The sequence below is a fragment of the Roseibium porphyridii genome, assembly GCF_026191725.2.
GTDB classification, from domain to species: Bacteria; Pseudomonadota; Alphaproteobacteria; order Rhizobiales; family Stappiaceae; genus Roseibium; species Roseibium porphyridii.
The window spans coordinates 3,011,668-3,028,618 of sequence record NZ_CP120863.1 but is presented as its reverse complement, the minus strand read 5'-3'; the positions used below and the strand labels follow the sequence as shown (position 1 = coordinate 3,028,618).

The 16,951-nt window shown below is 55.6% G+C and carries 11 protein-coding genes; 8 read left to right on the top strand and 3 right to left on the bottom strand.

What is annotated here, in order from left to right; all coding sequences use genetic code 11:
- Nucleotides 1-54 precede the first annotated feature (54 nt).
- Nucleotides 55-2,946 (top strand): ribonuclease E/G, encoded by a 2,892-nt coding sequence (locus K1718_RS14230; RefSeq protein ID WP_265682016.1) that lies wholly within the window; start codon nucleotides 55-57, stop codon nucleotides 2,944-2,946.
- A gap of 66 nt (nucleotides 2,947-3,012) precedes the next feature.
- Here the strand turns inward: K1718_RS14230 and K1718_RS14225 are convergent, their stop codons facing one another.
- Entirely contained in the window at nucleotides 3,013-4,176 is a 1,164-nt protein-coding gene (locus K1718_RS14225) for a pyridoxal phosphate-dependent aminotransferase (protein ID WP_265682017.1), read from the bottom strand.
- A 226-nt stretch (nucleotides 4,177-4,402) separates the two neighbouring features.
- Here K1718_RS14225 and K1718_RS14220 point away from each other — a divergent pair, with 226 nt between their 5' ends.
- The 6 genes from K1718_RS14220 to K1718_RS14195 all read left to right on the top strand — a co-directional run bounded on the left by K1718_RS14220 (nucleotide 4,403) and on the right by K1718_RS14195 (nucleotide 10,741).
- Nucleotides 4,403-5,818 (top strand): M48 family metalloprotease, encoded by a 1,416-nt coding sequence (locus K1718_RS14220; protein ID WP_265682018.1) that lies wholly within the window; start codon nucleotides 4,403-4,405, stop codon nucleotides 5,816-5,818.
- 62 nt (nucleotides 5,819-5,880) lie between these two features.
- Entirely contained in the window at nucleotides 5,881-6,669 is a 789-nt protein-coding gene (locus K1718_RS14215; RefSeq protein WP_265682020.1) for a DsbA family protein, read from the top strand.
- Between the two features lie 288 nt (nucleotides 6,670-6,957).
- Nucleotides 6,958-7,440 carry an acetyl-CoA carboxylase biotin carboxyl carrier protein gene (gene accB, locus K1718_RS14210; RefSeq protein WP_152504283.1) on the top strand — a complete coding sequence of 161 codons (483 nt, stop codon included), beginning with the start codon at nucleotides 6,958-6,960 and terminating at the stop codon, nucleotides 7,438-7,440.
- 15 nt (nucleotides 7,441-7,455) lie between these two features.
- Nucleotides 7,456-8,802: an acetyl-CoA carboxylase biotin carboxylase subunit gene (gene accC, locus K1718_RS14205; protein WP_265682021.1), complete on the top strand. Its 1,347-nt coding sequence runs from the start codon at nucleotides 7,456-7,458 to the stop codon at nucleotides 8,800-8,802.
- Nucleotides 8,803-8,851: 49 nt separating this feature from the next.
- Nucleotides 8,852-9,520 carry a leucyl/phenylalanyl-tRNA--protein transferase gene (gene aat, locus K1718_RS14200; RefSeq protein WP_265682023.1) on the top strand — a complete coding sequence of 223 codons (669 nt, stop codon included), beginning with the start codon at nucleotides 8,852-8,854 and terminating at the stop codon, nucleotides 9,518-9,520.
- A 156-nt stretch (nucleotides 9,521-9,676) separates the two neighbouring features.
- Nucleotides 9,677-10,741, top strand: a complete 1,065-nt coding sequence (locus K1718_RS14195; RefSeq protein ID WP_265682025.1) for a hypothetical protein — start codon at nucleotides 9,677-9,679, stop codon at nucleotides 10,739-10,741.
- A gap of 80 nt (nucleotides 10,742-10,821) precedes the next feature.
- On the opposite strand, the gene K1718_RS14190 is transcribed toward K1718_RS14195, so the two are convergent.
- Both K1718_RS14190 and K1718_RS14185 read right to left on the bottom strand, forming a co-directional pair.
- Nucleotides 10,822-11,208, bottom strand: coding sequence for an NADH:ubiquinone oxidoreductase subunit NDUFA12 (locus K1718_RS14190; protein WP_152501549.1), 387 nt, complete (start codon nucleotides 11,206-11,208; stop codon nucleotides 10,822-10,824).
- 198 nt (nucleotides 11,209-11,406) lie between these two features.
- Nucleotides 11,407-12,132, bottom strand: coding sequence for a response regulator (locus tag K1718_RS14185; protein ID WP_209006554.1), 726 nt, complete (start codon nucleotides 12,130-12,132; stop codon nucleotides 11,407-11,409).
- Nucleotides 12,133-12,769: 637 nt separating this feature from the next.
- Between K1718_RS14185 and K1718_RS14180 the strand changes: the two genes are divergently transcribed.
- Complete coding sequence (locus K1718_RS14180; protein ID WP_152501548.1) at nucleotides 12,770-16,453, top strand: vitamin B12-dependent ribonucleotide reductase; 3,684 nt, start codon at nucleotides 12,770-12,772, stop codon at nucleotides 16,451-16,453.
- The last annotated feature ends 498 nt before the right edge of the window (nucleotides 16,454-16,951 follow it).

Sequence of the window (16,951 nt, the reverse complement as noted above, 5' to 3'; positions counted from 1 at the left end):
GCGATGCGCGTTTTGCACACGCGCCCATGAGCGCTGCCGTGGAGAAGTTTCATAATGGCAAACAAAATGCTGATCGACGCGGGCCACCCGGAAGAGACCCGGGTCGTCGTCGTGCGTGGCAATCGGGTTGAAGAATTCGACTTTGAAGCGGCAAACAGAAAGCAGCTTCGCGGGAATATCTACTTAGCAAAGGTTACAAGGGTCGAACCCTCGCTTCAGGCGGCCTTCGTGGAATATGGCGGAAACCGTCATGGTTTCCTCGCTTTCAGTGAAATTCACCCGGACTACTACCAAATTCCCGTTGCGGACCGTGAGGCGTTGCTTGCAGCCGAGGCTGCCGAGCGCCAGCGCGATGACGCAGAAAACGAAGAAAAGCCAAAACGCCGGCGTAAATCCCGCGCAGCCAAGAACGAGGCGAGCGAGACGGTCGCCAGTGAAAAGGTGGAAGCCGAAGCCGAAGGTGCTGCTGAAGGCCCGCTGAGCGCAGCGGAAGACGGCGAACCGGTTGAAGAGAGTGTGAACCAGTCTCCTGAGGGAGACGAAGAACTGACGGCAGATGCCTCCGGACAAGAAGAAAATTCGGACGAAGCATCTGCAACAGATGGAAGCGAAACAGCTTCTGAGGAAATATCGGCCAAGGCACCGCAGGAAGTGACTGACGGCGACGCAGCTGAAAGTGAAGCTCCCGAGGCAGGTACTGCAGAGGACGACGCTGAGGAAACCGACGAAGACGTTTCCGACGAAGTGGAAACGGACGAAGAAGAAGACAAAAGACCCGCTCGCACCAGAAGCCGCCGTGGTCGCCGTCGCCGCAATGACGACGATGATGATGCCGATTCGGAAGAAGACGCAGTTGAATCCGTTGGCGCTGAAGATGCCATGGAAGAGGTCCCTGAGCGGTCTGTTCCGGTACGCAAACAGTACAAGATCCAGGAAGTCATCAAGCGCCGCCAGATCATACTGGTTCAGGTCGTCAAGGAGGAGCGCGGCAACAAAGGCGCGGCCCTGACCACTTACCTGTCTTTGGCAGGCCGCTATTCGGTTCTCATGCCCAACACGGCACGTGGTGGCGGCATCTCTCGCAAGATCACACAGCCAACCGACCGCAAGCGCCTGAAAAAGATTGCGTCTGAACTCGATGTGCCGGAAGGCATGGGTGTCATCTTGCGCACGGCTGGCGCGAGCAGAACCAAGGCTGAGATCAAGCGCGACTTTGAATATCTCATGCGGCTTTGGGAAAATGTTCGAGAGCTGACGCTGAAGTCTAGTGCGCCGAGTCTCGTCTACGAGGAAGGCAGTCTCGTAAAACGCTCAATTCGCGATCTATACAACAAGGACATAAACGAAGTCCTTGTCTCGGGTGACGAGGGTTACCGGGAAGCCAAGGATTTCATGCGCATGCTCATGCCGAGCCATGCAAAGAATGTTCAGCCATATCGCGACCCCTCACCGCTTTTCATCCGTTACGGCGTGGAACCGCAACTTGACGCGATGTTCTCACCACAGGTCACGCTGAAATCGGGGGGGTACATCGTCATCAACCAGACCGAAGCTCTGGTATCCATCGATGTGAACTCAGGCAAATCCACGCGCGAACATAATATCGAAGACACGGCTCTCCAGACCAACCTGGAAGCCGCTGAAGAGGTAACTCGCCAGCTCAGGCTCAGGGATCTCGCCGGTCTGGTGGTTATCGACTTCATCGATATGGAGGAGTCGAAGAACAACCGTGCCGTTGAACGCAAGCTGAAAGATTGTTTGAAGAACGATCGGGCGCGCATCCAGGTTGGGCGCATCTCGCATTTCGGTCTGCTGGAAATGTCCCGTCAACGGATCCGGACGGGTGTTTTGGAAAGTTCGACAACGCCCTGCCCACATTGTCAGGGTACCGGCATGATCCGGTCCGTGGAATCGGTTGCCCTTCACGTTCTAAGGTCCATCGAGGACAACCTTCTCAAGGGTGCGTCACACAACCTGATCATTCGCACGACCACGCAGGTCGCGCTCTATATTTTGAACCAGAAACGCTCCAACCTCTTTGATTTGGAGACCCGGTTCGGGGTCGAAATAGAGGTGCACGCTGACGACATGGTCAATGGGCAACTCTACGTGCTTGAGCGTGGGGCACCGGTTGACAGGGATCGAATTCCAGCGCCGGCACCTATCGTTCAGCCCGATACCGTCGAGATCATCGACGAGACGACGGAACAGCCGGTCGTTGAAGAACAGGCCCAGGACGAAGACGGCGACGGCCGTCGTCGCAGACGCCGGCGCAAGCGCCGCAGAGGCGGTTCCGATCAGCAGTCTGACGAAAACGAAGTTCGTCAGACCTCGGGAGAAGGTGAAGAGCAAACTGAAGACGATGATGCGTCTCAGGAGGCACGATCCGAAGACGGTGACGGTGATGATGAGCCACGTCGCAAACGCCGTCGCGGTCGTCGCGGGGGACGCAGAGGTCGCCGCAACGGCGACGATGTGCGCGCCGATGGCGAAGAAGATGAGAGCACGGAAGCTCAAAACATCGCGAACGGCGAAGCGCAGGACGGGTTTGACGCTCAGGAAGGCTCAGAGACGGAAGAAGCCTCTGAGGACGTCGCTGAGGTCGCAAGCAGCGATGACAGCGATGCAACGCCCGCAGAAGTGGCTGAAACCGATACGGTGGTCGAGGCAACTGAAGAAAGCGTTGCCGAAGTAACAGAAGACACACCGGAAGCCGATGGTGCTGTTGCAGCCGAAGCGGCCGAAACACTCGTCTCGGAAGAGACAATCGTGGTGGAAACACCAACCTCCGAGCAGCCTGTTGCTGCTGATGCACCTGAAGAGGACGCAGAAGTGAAACCCTCAGCTCCCGCTGAGCCGGTGGTCACAAGCGAAACGTCGCAGGAGGAAAAGGAAGACAAACCAAAGCGCGTCGGCTGGTGGCAGCGTGGAAGATCGTTCTTCTGATCCTAAATCATAGAAACAGTTATTAGGCGGCCAATTTGGCCGCCTTTTCTTTGTGCGCACTTGGGACTAACCGAGAAAACCTGAAAGCCTTTCTAGAGCAGATTTCATGTCCTCATGGGCACCTGCAAAAGAGAACCGCAGAAATTCGTGCCCGTGGACGGGGTCGAAATCGACACCGGGTGTCGCTGCGACCCCTGCTTCATGGAGGATACGCTTGGCAAATTTGAGACTGTTTGAACTGAAACGGCTTATGTCGGCGTAGATGTAAAATGCGCCGTCGACTGGCAACAGTTTATCGAAACCGATCGCAGGCAGTCCCTCCAGCAACAGGGTCCGATTGGCTGCATAACCTGCCTTGACTGCTTCAAGCTCCTGAACCGCACCAAGTGCGGATGTTGCCGCGATCTGGGAGAGTTCTGGTGGAGAGATATAAAGGCTTTGTGCAATGCGTTCGGTCGGTCGAACGAGTTGCTCCGGCAAGACCATCCAGCCGATCCGCCAACCTGTCATACAATAGTATTTTGAAAAGCTATTGATAATTATAACTTTTTCCGACGTTTGCAGAGCGGTTTTCTGCTCACCGGCATAGTCGAGGCCATGGTAGATCTCATCGGAGATGAACCAGATCCCCTCATCGTCACAGTAATGGATGAGGGTGTCGAGCGCTTCAGCACTCATCATGGTGCCCGTTGGATTGGCGGGGCTGGCGACCAGAACACCTCTGATGGGACCTTCGCGCCTGGCTGCTTCCAGATGCTCAGGCGTCAGGCACCAACGGGTATCTGAACCGACCTCCACTTCGACGGGGATCAATCCGAGCGCCTTCAAGATGTTCCGGTAAGCCGGGTATCCCGGTGCGGTCAGCACAATACGGTCCCCTGGATCGAACGCTGCCAGGAATGCCAGATTGAAACCAGCGGAAGAACCGGTGGTCGCCATGATACGCTCCGCCGATACATTAACCCCATAAGTGTGTCTGTAGTGGTCAGAGAGCGCAGTCCTCAACGGCTTGATGCCGAGCGCTTCTGTATAACCGAGACGGCCATGCTTCAACGCCTCTGTAGCTGCTGAAAGTGCAGCCTTAGGCGCTGGTGCGGAAGGTTGCCCAACTTCCATATGAACGATTGATCGCCCCTGGGCCTCCAGTTTGGCTGCCTCGGACAGAACGTCCATGGCGATAAACGGGGCAACCTCACTTCGCTTGGAAGGCGAAAAAACTGGTGTGTTCATAGGGGTAGCGTTTCCGGTCCTGCTTCGAAGGCAACCGGTATCGCGGATTTTATGAAGTGATGCAACGCATCCATCGGAATTGGCGCGGCAGACAGTCACAATCCTTACTTATTTGTCATTCGGCTTTTCTTGACCCTGACGCGACACCTCCATACCTTCGCCACACAAATATGTGCGTGGAATGGGTGTGCTGCCCCAAGACACATCAAAGAGCGAGAAGACCTTCGTGCCCGTTCAAGCTTTGTCGACGTTGAAGTCCGGTAGTCGATTGATGAAAAAAGCCGTTGCCATCGCCTGCTCGGCTGCAGTCATTTTGCCGATGGCTATTGTCCCCGCACAGGCACAACGCGGAAAACTTCCACTGGTTCGTGATGCTGAAGTGGAAGCGCTTTTGAAGGACTATGCAAAGCCTATCTACAAGGTGGCTGGCATTTCCAATTCAGAACCACAGATCATTCTCGTCAACGACAAGAGTTTCAACGCCTTCGTTCCCGATTCCCGGCGCATGTTCATCAATATCGGCGTCATCATGGAAGCAGAAGCGCCAGGCGAAGTTATCGGCGTTATAGCGCATGAAACAGGTCACATCGCCGGCCGGCATCTCGTCCGTCTGAGATCCGCAGCCGCGAACGCCCAAATCGTTTCCGTGATCGGCATGATACTGGGCGCTGGAGCAGCCGCTGCCGGCGCGGCAGCCGGATCAGGGGATGCTGCTTCAGGAGGTGCTGCAGCTGCTCTTGGAGCTGGCTCAGTCGGCAGACGAACGTTGCTGAGCTATCAGCGCGGTGAAGAAGCTGCGGCCGACAGGGCAGCACTCAGATACCTCAACGCAACAGGACAGAGCGCCCGCGGCATGTTGAAAACCTTTCAACGCATGTCGGAACAGCAAATGTTCTCAAGGAAATTTGCCGACCCATATGCGCAGAGCCATCCTATGGCGCAAGAGCGTTTCAACGGCCTTTTGAACGAGGCTCAAAAATCCAAGTACTTCAACCAACCGGAAGATTATGTGTTGCAGTACAGGCATGACCAGGCGCGTGCCAAACTCTATGCCTTTACCAGTCACCCATCGGCAACGCTCAGGGCTTACCCCAGAAGCGACAAAAGCCCGGCTGCACAATACGCCAGAGCGATTGCGGCCATGAAAAGCCGCGGCAAAGGTGCTGTCAAAGAGATCGATGCCTTGATCCGCACACAACCCAACAATCCCTATTATTACGAATTGAAGGGACAGGCTCTTCTGGAGAGCGGCGACCCCAAGCGCGCCATTGCACCGTTCCGAAAAGCGCTTTCCTTCAAACCCAACGAACCACAGTTTCTCGTTTGGCTTGGCTACGCGCTTGTCGGTGCAAATGAGCAGTCCTATCTGCCTGAGGCCGAGAAGGTTTTGAAACGAGCCATTCAAATGGACGAAAACTCAGGCATTGCCTACAGCCAGCTTGCCATTGCGCATGGCCGTCAGGGCGAACGCGCTGAGGCAGATTTGGCCACCGCAAAGGGGTTGATGGTTCGCGGAGACTTCGAGGCAGCCAAGCGCTATGCGGCGCGTGCTCAAAAAAGTTTGAAGCGCGGATCGCCGGCATGGCTTCAAGCGGACGATATTGTAGCGTACAAGACACCCAAACTACCGCGAAACCGCTGACCTGTGACACGCAAGGCGGAGAGACCGGCCAAGATCCGGATCTACCGTCAAAGGAGCCCTGAATGACCCAAGTATTCCAATTCTCCCGGCGCCTGTGCCCGCCTGTGCTGCTGAGGATCTTTTCCGCAAGCGCGCTGTGTCTTGCACTTGTCGCAGGGTCGGCGACAGCTCAGGACATTGACCGTGGCGAGATTGAAAAGATCGTCCGCGAATATATCTTGCAGAACCCGGAGATCATCGCGGAAGCGCTGACCGAATTGGATCGACGTGAACGGGAAGCTGCAGAGACTGCACGCTTGCAGGCTCTCAATGACAGCGCCGACATTCTGTTCAATTCCACTCGTCAGGTTGTCATGGGCAATCCAGAAGGTTCGGTGACGCTGGTCGAATTCTTCGATTACAATTGTGGCTACTGCAAGCGCGCTTATGGCGACATGATGAAATTGATCGAGGGCGACCCGGACTTGAAGGTCGTGTTGAAGGAATTCCCCGTTCTCGGTCAGGGGTCCGTTGAAGCAGCGCAGGTTGCAGTCGCGGTCAATTCCGTTGCCCCGGACAAATATGCTGAATTCCACGAATCCCTGCTTCTCAGCCGTGGTCAGGCAAATAGGGCAAGCGCACTCAAGGCTGCTCTGGAAACCGGCATCGAGGAAGACAAGCTGCTCGCAGCCATGGAAACCGACGAAGCCGGGCTGACAATTGAAGAAGTCTATACAATCGCCAATCGCCTGGGCCTTACCGGAACACCCTCTTATGTGGTCGGCAACGAGGTCGTAATGGGCGCTGTTGGATATGATCAATTGCGCAACAAACTGGACGCGATGAAGAACTGTGGTCAGACGACCTGCTAAAAAACCTTCATCCGACACGACTTTTCCTCGATTTCGATGATCCGTCGGGGTTTTCCTGTTACTATTGAATGCCTATAAGGGTCGTAATCCGCTTTCTGAACGGAAGCGGGATACGACCTCAAATGCTTTGATAATGCGGGGCTAATTGCACAAAACGAACCGGAGTTGACGGAATTCAAATCCCCGAAAACCGGCAAGATCGAGCCAGCCACCAGCCAAGGTGGAGCTGACAGCGGCCGGTATATGTTTGTGCCAATTGCGGACCGAGTACGAGAGCCAAACCACATGATGCGTAACGATAACAAGAAATTCGACACTGCCCTGATCCGGGATCTCGCAGTTTTACTCGACGAGACCAATCTTTCCGAGATCGAGCTGGAACAGGGCGACACCCGCATTCGCGTCGCCCGTCAAATGTCAATCAACGCCCCGATCAACATGGCTGCCGCTCCTGCTGTTGCACCTGTCGCCGCAGCAGCACCAGCCGCAGCGCCGGCTACAGCTTCCGCGCCAGCTGCTGATACGACAGCCAGTGCCGGTTCAACGGTAACATCTCCTATGGTCGGAACAGCTTATCTGTCTCCAGAACCGGGAGCTGCCGCATTTATTCAGGTCGGCGACAAGGTGACAGAGGGTCAAACGATCCTGATCATCGAAGCCATGAAGACCATGAACCACATTCCCTCCACCAAAACCGGTGTCGTCAAGGAAATCCTTGTGGAAGATGCTCAGCCGGTGGAATTCGGCGAACCGCTCATTATCGTCGAATAAGGAGCCTCTTTGGCTATGTTCTCGAAAATCCTAATTGCCAACCGAGGCGAAATCGCCCTGCGCATTCTGCGTGCATGCAAAGAGCTTGGCATTCCAACCGTCGCCGTTCACTCCACCGCAGACGCTGATGCAATGCATGTGCGCCTCGCCGATGAAAGTGTTTGCATCGGACCTCCGGCGGCACGTGAGAGCTATCTCAACATTCCGCAGCTTCTGGCCGCCTGTGAAATTACCGGGGCCGATGCAGTTCATCCTGGATATGGTTTTCTTTCGGAAAACGCACGGTTTGCGGAAATTCTCGAAGCACACAATATCGAGTTTATCGGTCCGACCGCCGAACACATCCGCATCATGGGAGATAAGATCCAGGCCAAGCAAACGGCCAGGGATTTGGGTATTCCTGTTGTTCCTGGATCTGACGGGGCAGTTACATCTTCCGATGACGCCCATGCGATTGCCCGTGAAATCGGCTACCCGGTGCTGGTCAAGGCCGCTTCGGGCGGCGGTGGTCGCGGCATGAAAGTCGCCAAATCCGAGGCCGATTTGGACACTGCCCTTTCAACCGCGCGGAGCGAGGCAGCCGCCGCTTTTGGCGACGACGCCCTCTATATGGAAAAGTATCTCGGAAAACCGAGGCATATTGAGATCCAGGTATTGGGTGACGGGAAAGGAAATGCGGTCCATCTTGGAGAACGCGACTGTTCGCTCCAGCGCCGGCATCAAAAGGTTCTTGAAGAAGCGCCTTCACCGAGCCTCAATGCCGAACAGCGCAGCCAGATTGGCGAAATTGTTGCCAATGCCATGCGCAAGCTCAAGTATCGCGGCGTTGGCACAGTCGAATTCCTCTATGAAAACGGCGAATTCTATTTCATTGAAATGAATACGCGCCTTCAGGTGGAGCATCCGGTGACCGAAATGATCACCGGCATCGATCTGGTGAACGAACAGATCCGGATTGCCGCTGGTGGCTCGCTTGACATGACCCAGGAAGATATCAGCTTTGAGGGGCACGCAATCGAGTGCCGTATCAACGCCGAAGACCCGGTCAACTTCACGCCGTCTCCAGGGACAATTACCTATTATCATCCGCCCGGCGGCTTGGGCGTTCGCGTCGATTCTGGTGTCTATCAGGGCTACAAGATCCCGCCTTATTACGACAGTTTGATTGGCAAGCTGATCGTGCACGGTCGCAATCGTGTCGAATGCATGATGCGTCTGCGTCGGTGCCTGGATGAATTTGTCGTTGACGAAATCAAGTCGACTATTCCGCTTTTCCGCGATTTGGTGGACAATCAGGACATAGCCAACGGTCAGTACGACATTCACTGGCTCGAGAAGCACCTGGAGAATAAGTCCAGCTGACCGACCAGGCGGCGAGCCAACATCGCCGCCACAGGGACAGTGAGGCCTTATGGCAGGTTACAAAGACGACATCGTTATGGAAATTACGCCACAGGTACTGCTGAAGGCCTATGCCTGCGGTCTGTTTCCCATGGCTGAATCAGCCGACGATCCCGGCCTGTTCTGGCTTGAGCCGGAACGGCGCGGTGTCTTGCCGCTGGACAATTTCCATCTTCCCAAACGCTTGCGCAGAACCATTCGAAACGACGTTTTCGAAATTCGTGTCAGTACGGATTTCCAGGGCATTATCGACGGCTGTGCAACACCTCAGCCAAACCGCGACAAGACCTGGATCAATCGCGAAATTCGAAGGCTTTACGGCGAGCTTTTCGACATGGGGTATTGCCACACGGTCGAGGCCTGGCAGGACGGTCAACTTGTTGGCGGGCTCTATGGTGTGAGCCTGAACGGCGCTTTTTTCGGCGAAAGCATGTTTACCTTCAAGTCTGATGCTTCGAAGGTCTGTCTTGCGCATTTGGTCGCCCGTCTGATTGTTGGCGGCTACTCCCTGCTCGACACACAATTTGTGACCGATCATCTGAACAAATTTGGTACGCAGGAAGTTTCGCAGGCCGACTACAATCAACGCCTTGCCGACGCTCTCAAGCTTGAGACCGACTATTACGCCTTGTCTCCTCAAGCTTCCGGACAAGACGTCTTGAGTGTGCTGGACGCCTAAAAATACACTCTAACGGCCAACGCCAAGCGTGAATGGTGCCCTGTTTGCCTTTAGACAGATGCGCGGCAACCTTGACGCGCATATAGGTTGCAATTGCCGTAACCACCTATCTTTGCTAGCATTCCGTTACGTAACAAAGAAAAGTCAGGATGCTGCATGGCTGGGGATGTCAAAGACAAGACAGACGCTCGACTGGTGCGTGAGCAGGCAGTCCACAAACGCAAGGAGTTGGGCGACGAGGCTTTTTCACATGGGTCGCCTCCTCCAGCGCCTACGACGCCACCTTCCTTGAAGCCGGACAAACTATCATCGTCATCAGCGCCCAAGTCCGGGACGGCCGCCCACTTGAGTACGGAGCTTCAAAAAGCCAAGCAGACCATGGCGGATTTTGCCGCCTCCGTCTGGAACAGCGGGGCCACGGACCCGAGCAACACAATCCTGGATCCGAAGTTCAACAAGGATCTGGAAACCCTGCGCGGCTTGCATTCGTTTTTGATTCGCGAAGCGACATCACTGCCGGAGGACTTTTCTCTCGGCATTCTCAATCACCTGCAAGCCGGCAAGCAAGGCGACCAAGGCCGCGCTCCGACGGACGCTGAGTGGCAGGCGATTGAGCAGAAAACCCAGGCTCTCTTCAGTCAACTGTCAGACGCCAATCGCAAAAGGTTCCTGGCATCTCAGATGCCGAATTTTCTGCCCAAGCTCGCTGTCTGGCTGGTTGTTGCTTCGATCGGCTCGATGATCATGTCCGTGGTCTTGTCTGAGGTTCCCTTGTTCGGCGCTGGAATGAACGGTGCAGCGATGGTCCTCTTCTTCCTTGTCTGGCTGATGTCCCTGGGAGCAATCGGTTCTGCTGCCTTTATCGGTTTCAATGCCATTTCGGTCACAAGCGACATCACGTTCGATATTTCAGATTCGCGTCTGATCGTTCAAAGGATCGTTCTGGGAGCACTATTTGCCCTGTTTTTCACCCTGCCATTCGGGTTTCATGAATTCCTGAGTTTCGTGAAAAGCCTGAGTTCGGCGGCATTGAACAAGACAACAGTCCCCACGAAATCGGAGCTCGCCTTCACCAACCAATCCATGCTGCTGATCATGCCGTTCGTACTGGGCTACAGCACGTCTCTGGTCATTCTGGTCCTGAACAGGTTGATCTCTTCCGCAAGCACATTGTTTGGTGCGCAGCAGGCATCTGCAAAGGCAAGTCAGAAACCCGGCTAAACGGCTGGCTTGCCCTTCAGGCCAACAAAACGAAAAAGGCCCCGCTCTTCAGCGGGGCCTTTCAATTGGTTCAGAAGGCCTTAGTTGCCAGGTGTCCAAGCTTCATAGTCACCGGTCACCTCAGGCCGCTTTTCAGGCGTCAGGATCGAACCGTGCGGTCGATAGGCTTCTGGTGTTCCCGTTCCGTTGGCGCGATGCGTCTGCTGCCAATGCTTCGGGTGATAGGTTTCATCGGACGGCGGGGTATCGACCCGATGGTGCATCCAGCCGTGCCAGCCCGGCGGTATCGTTGAAGCTTCTGCCAGACCGTTATAGATCACCCAGCGCTTCTTGCCCGCGCGTTCCTTGTAATACTTGTTGCCGAATTCGTCTTCGCCGACAAACTCGCCCTTGCGCCAGGTGAAGAAACGGGTGCCCATTGTCTGGCCGTTCCACCAAGTGAAAAGTTCAAGCAGGAGAGTTTTCATGGCCCTCTGGGGTCCCTCAAAGTCAATTCGCACGCATTCCGCACAGCTATACTCGCACAACTGACGGATTTCGGCGGACTATGGCGGCAACGCCCGCATCTGTCCATAGGTCGCAGATACAAAATATCGGCATTCGCACCGTTGCGGCCATCATGCCGCAGATGCCGGATCAATCAATTGTGGACCTTGCGCACATCGTCAGTGGGGTTTGAACCCCTTGAGACCGGTAAAGCCTGCCGTGCGGATGTGTTTTGCAGCTGCCGAGAACTTCTTTTTGATATCCTTGTCCTTGCTGACGGCACGTTTCTTGACACCGGCAAAGATCGGTTTGGGCTCTTCTTTCTTCTCAAAGGCCTCTTCAACGGCGTCTTCCACTTCAGCCCGCTTCTTTACAGCGGTCCGGTGATGCAGTCTGGCCCCCGCCAATGACTGCATTTTCTCTGCCTGCTCATCCATCGTCTTCTGGATGCCATAGATATTGTAAAAACCCGAGTGCTCGAGAATCATCGGACGGTCGTCATTCAACAGCCAGTGCAGCCGCTTGAAGAGTGTCGACGGTGAAACCGGCTTCACCAGCACATGATGCGCGCCAGCTCTCAATGCCTTGTCCACCAGCGGACGCGTTCCGTGAGCCGTGATAAAGAGAATCGGCACATAGCAGAGCGGTTCCATGTGGCGATGACGGACGAGCCGCAAAAACTGATACCCGGATGTCGGTGCCATCCGCCAGTCGGTGAGAATCACATTGGGCGGCTCTGCGAGACTTGCCTCGAGCGCCTCATCGACCGAATCAAACACGCGTACGCGTGACACTTTGAAACTGAGGAGAATCGATCGGAGAATCGTTTGCATCGGCTTGCTGTCTTCCACGACAACAGCGTCGATATCCTCCATTGCGAGCCCGAAAGCGGCATGATGCTTCATATTGTGCGGGTCCCTATCCCTGTCCTACCCACACTAAAGCAGACGCGGCTTAAACCCGGTTGAAGGCGACGCGCGCCATTTACTTCAAATTTTCATAAAATCGCGCGCACACTCATCCACAGCTTCGTAGGCAGAGCGCTACCGGCACTTCTTCGCCGGGAAAGCAAGCGCTTTTTCCCTTGGGTTTGCGCGCTCCCCACTCCCCTCCCCAATATCCACATGGACACACAAGATTTTGCGTTTGTATGTTTTTTGAGCACTAGCTGTTGTCACTCACGCCTTGACCTTAAGATTTCATTTACCTTAGATTTCCTATCATTGCGATGTGCGTAGTCGGGAGCTTTTCCAGGCAACCCGGTCATCCAAAACCACCAGTAGCCGCGTTTGCATCTCAGGTTTTTTTCCAAAACCGGGGAACGGGATTTTGTGTGCCTGATCCTTGGCGCATATCGTGACAAAGCTGTTGATGAACACTATATGTAGTGGATCGTTAATCTCTATACGCTACATACAGACACAGACCTAGTGTAGGCAGGACAACATCCGGTGTAAGAGGCAGGCGAAACGCCAAAACCGGATGAAATGCGGGACAAGGCTGGTTTCAGGAACCGGCAAGGGATTAAAGGGGTAACTGAGAATGCGGATCGAGCGGCGCTACACCAAGGAAGGCCAATCGCCTTACGCCGGCATAGAATTTCGGACAGCTAACAGTGAGATCCGCAATCCGGACGGATCGGTGGTATTCCGTCTGGAGAACATCCAGGTACCGGCCCAGTTCTCCCAGGTTGCCTCGGACATCCTGGCGCAGAAATATTTCCGCAAGGCTGGTGTACCTGCCAAACTGAAGCCTGTTGAGGAGAACACTGTCCCGTCCTGGCTGTGGCGTCATGAGGCCGACGAAACCGCCCTTGAAAAAATCGACGAAGACGACCGCTACGGTTCTGAAATTGACGGACGCCAGGTCTTCGACCGTCTTGCTGGAACCTGGACCTATTGGGGCTGGAAAGGCGGCTATTTCGACAAGGAATCAGACGCGCAGGCTTTCTACGATGAGCTGCGCTACATGCTGGCCACCCAGAAGGTCGCACCGAACTCTCCTCAGTGGTTCAACACCGGCCTGCATTGGGCTTATGGCATCGACGGACCGAGCCAGGGCCACTTCTATGTCGATTTCCAGACTGGCCGCCTGACCAAATCCAAAACCGCCTATGAGCATCCGCAGCCCCATGCGTGCTTCATTCAGTCGGTTGGTGACGACCTTGTGAATGATGGCGGCATCATGGATCTGTGGGTCCGTGAAGCACGCCTCTTCAAATACGGCTCCGGCACAGGCTCCAACTTCTCGCATGTCCGCGCAGCTGGCGAAAAGCTGTCTGGCGGCGGCAAGTCCTCCGGCCTGATGAGCTTCCTGAAAATCGGCGACCGTGCAGCAGGCGCAATCAAGTCCGGCGGCACGACACGCCGCGCAGCCAAAATGGTTGTTGTGGATGTCGACCACCCCGACATTGAGGAATACGTCAACTGGAAGGTTCGTGAAGAACAGAAGGTGGCTGCCCTCGTCACCGGATCCAAAATCTGCCAGAAGCACCTTTCCGCCATCATGCGCGCCTGCGTCAATTGTGAAGCAGACAACGGTGACTGCTTCGATCCGGCCAAGAACCCGGCCCTGAAGCGCGAGATCCGCGCTGCAAAGAAAATGATGGTGCCGGAAAACTATATCCAGCGCGTCATCCAGTTCGCACGCCAGGGCTTCACCAAGGTCGAGTTTCCGACCTACAACACCGACTGGGACTCAGAAGCCTATCTGACCGTTGCCGGCCAGAACTCGAACAATTCCGTCCGCGTGACCGACGGCTTCCTGAACGCTGTGATCGAAGAAGGCGAATGGGATCTGACCGCTCGCAAATCCGGCGGCGTTCTGAAGACCGTCAAAGCCAAGGAACTTTGGGAACAGATCGGTTACGCCGCCTGGGCGTCCGCTGATCCGGGCCTGCAGTATCACACAACCATCAATGACTGGCACACCTGCCTGGCTGATGGCGAGATCCGCGCCTCCAACCCGTGCTCGGAATATATGTTCCTGGATGACACAGCCTGTAACCTGGCATCCCTGAACCTGATGCAGTTCCGGCAGGAAGATGGTTCATTCGCCATCGACAACTACGAACACGCCGTACGGCTGTGGACCATCGTCCTCGAAGTATCCGTGTTGATGGCTCAGTTTCCGTCAAAGGAAATCGCGGAACTCTCCTATAAATTCCGTACGCTTGGACTTGGGTATGCCAACATTGGCGGCCTGCTGATGACGTCCGGCATCCCCTATGACAGTGTCGAGGGCCGCGCGATTTGCGGTGCGCTTACTGCTGTCATGACCGGGGTTTCCTACGCGACTTCAGCCGAAATGGCCGGTGAGCTCGGCTCTTTCCCGGGATATAAGAAAAACGCCAAGCACATGCTCAAGGTGATGCGCAACCATCGCCGTGCGGCCTATGGCGAAGCCGAAGGCTATGAGGGTCTTCAGACCAACCCGGTCCCGCTCGACCATGCCTCCTGTCCGGAGCCGATCCTGATCGACCGTGCCAAGAAGGCCTGGGACCGCGCGCTGGAACTTGGCGAGCAAAACGGCTACCGCAACGCCCAGTCGACGGTGATTGCACCGACCGGGACCATCGGTCTCGTGATGGACTGCGACACCACCGGCATCGAACCGGACTTCGCGCTTGTGAAATTCAAGAAGCTCGCCGGTGGAGGCTACTTCAAGATTATCAACCGCGCCGTTCCCGAAGCATTGCGTGCACTCGGCTACTCCGAAAGCGAAATCGGCGAGATCGAAGCCTATGCTGTTGGACATGGCACGATCGATCAGGCACCGGGCATCAATCCCTCATCCCTGAAAACCAAAGGTTTCAGCGACGAAAGCCTCACAAAACTGAAAGACGGCATGAAGTCGGCCTTCGACATCAAGTTCGTTTTCAATCGCTGGACGCTCGGCGACGACCAATTGAAGACGCTTGGCGTCTCAGACGAACAGCTTGAAGATCCGGAATTCGATCTGCTGACGTTCCTCGGCTTTTCCAAGGCCGACATTGAAGCCGCCAACACGCATGTTTGCGGTGCCATGACGCTCGAAGGCGCTCCCTTCCTGAAGGAAGAGCACTATCCGGTGTTTGACTGTGCCAACCCGTGTGGCCGCATCGGCAAGCGCTTCCTGTCGGTGGAAAGCCACATCCGCATGATGGCGGCAGCTCAACCCTTCATCTCCGGCGCGATCTCCAAGACGATCAACATGCCGAACGATGCAACGGTCGAAGACTGCATGGAAGCTTACATGCTGTCCTGGAAGCTGGCTCTCAAAGCCAACGCGCTTTATCGCGACGGTTCCAAGCTGTCTCAGCCCCTCAACTCGCAGCTTCTGTCAGACGATGAAGACGAGCAGGAAGATGCCATCGAGGAACTCGCCGCCAAGCCACAGGCCGCCAAGGCCGAAATGGTTGCAGAGCGGATTGTCGAGCGGATCGTTGAGCGCGTTGTCCGTGAGCAGGAAAAGCTGCCTGCCCGTCGCAAGGGCTACACCCAGAAGGCCAAGATCGGCGGACACACCGTGTTCCTGCGGACCGGTGAATATGACGACGGCCGTCTTGGTGAGATCTTCCTGGACATGAACAAGGAAGGCTCCGCTCTTCGGGCCTTCATCAACAACTTCGCAATCTCCGTTTCGCTCGGTCTGCAATACGGCGTGCCGCTTGAGGAGTATGTTGACGCCTTTACCTTCACCAAGTTCGAGCCGGCCGGCATGGTTCAGGGCAACGATGCGATCAAGAACGCAACGTCTATCCTGGACTACGTGTTCCGCGAACTGGCGGTTTCCTATCTCGGCCGTCACGACCTTGCCCATGTCCCGCCGGAAGCCTTCAGCGGTCCGGTTGACGCAGGCGCGGTCAAGAACATGGATAAGGGCGACCCGGGCGTCGTGTCCCACGGTCTTGTCCGTGGTCAGACGGAACGCTTCCGCCTTGTCTCCGGCTCAGAACCGGCAGGTGAAATCACCGAAACGGTGAAAGTGGAGCTCGCGGGAACCGTCGCTGCGCAGGCATCGGCTGTGGCAACTGCATTTGCCCGCGGCGGTGAAAGTGTTGCAGCGGCAGTTGAGGTCACAACGGCCCCTGCCCCCCAGGTCAGCACTGCAGCACAGCAGATCGCCCAGGCCCGTATGAAAGGCTATGAAGGCGAAAGCTGCGCCGAATGCGGCAACTTCACCATGGTGCGCAACGGCACCTGCCTGAAATGCGACACATGCGGCAGCACAAGCGGCTGCAGCTAAGCACTTAGCCGGGAGTTCGCCCAGGCCGGTTTCACTACCGGCCAAGCGCGGCTCCCGGCGCCCAGACAAAGAAACCCGCCCATCGGAGACGATTGGGCGGGTTTTGCTATATCCATGGGTGTTGATGACGGCCCAGAGCAGACAACTATGGATGCCGAGTTGAGAGTCAGTTTCGGACGGGGAGCCTACATTCGTGCTAAGTGCGAGATTGTGTTAAAAGTGACGATAATGCAGGCGATAAAGATGCCGATTTCGTCCTTTTTACGCCAGCCTTTGCATACAAGCTAGGTTTTGGGGAGCGCTTGGTAATCTACCTCGCTTTAACCGCGAGGATTACTGGTATAAGAGGCAATCTGCCAAATGCGTGATGGCGATCCGAAAGCCTCGCGCAAAAGCCTTGTGCGAGGCTTTCGGAAAAGTTTTCATAGGCCGGTGACAAGCCGGAAGAACGGTCAGGCAGAAATACTATCAAGGCAGGCGGCTCTCTGAGAACGGTAA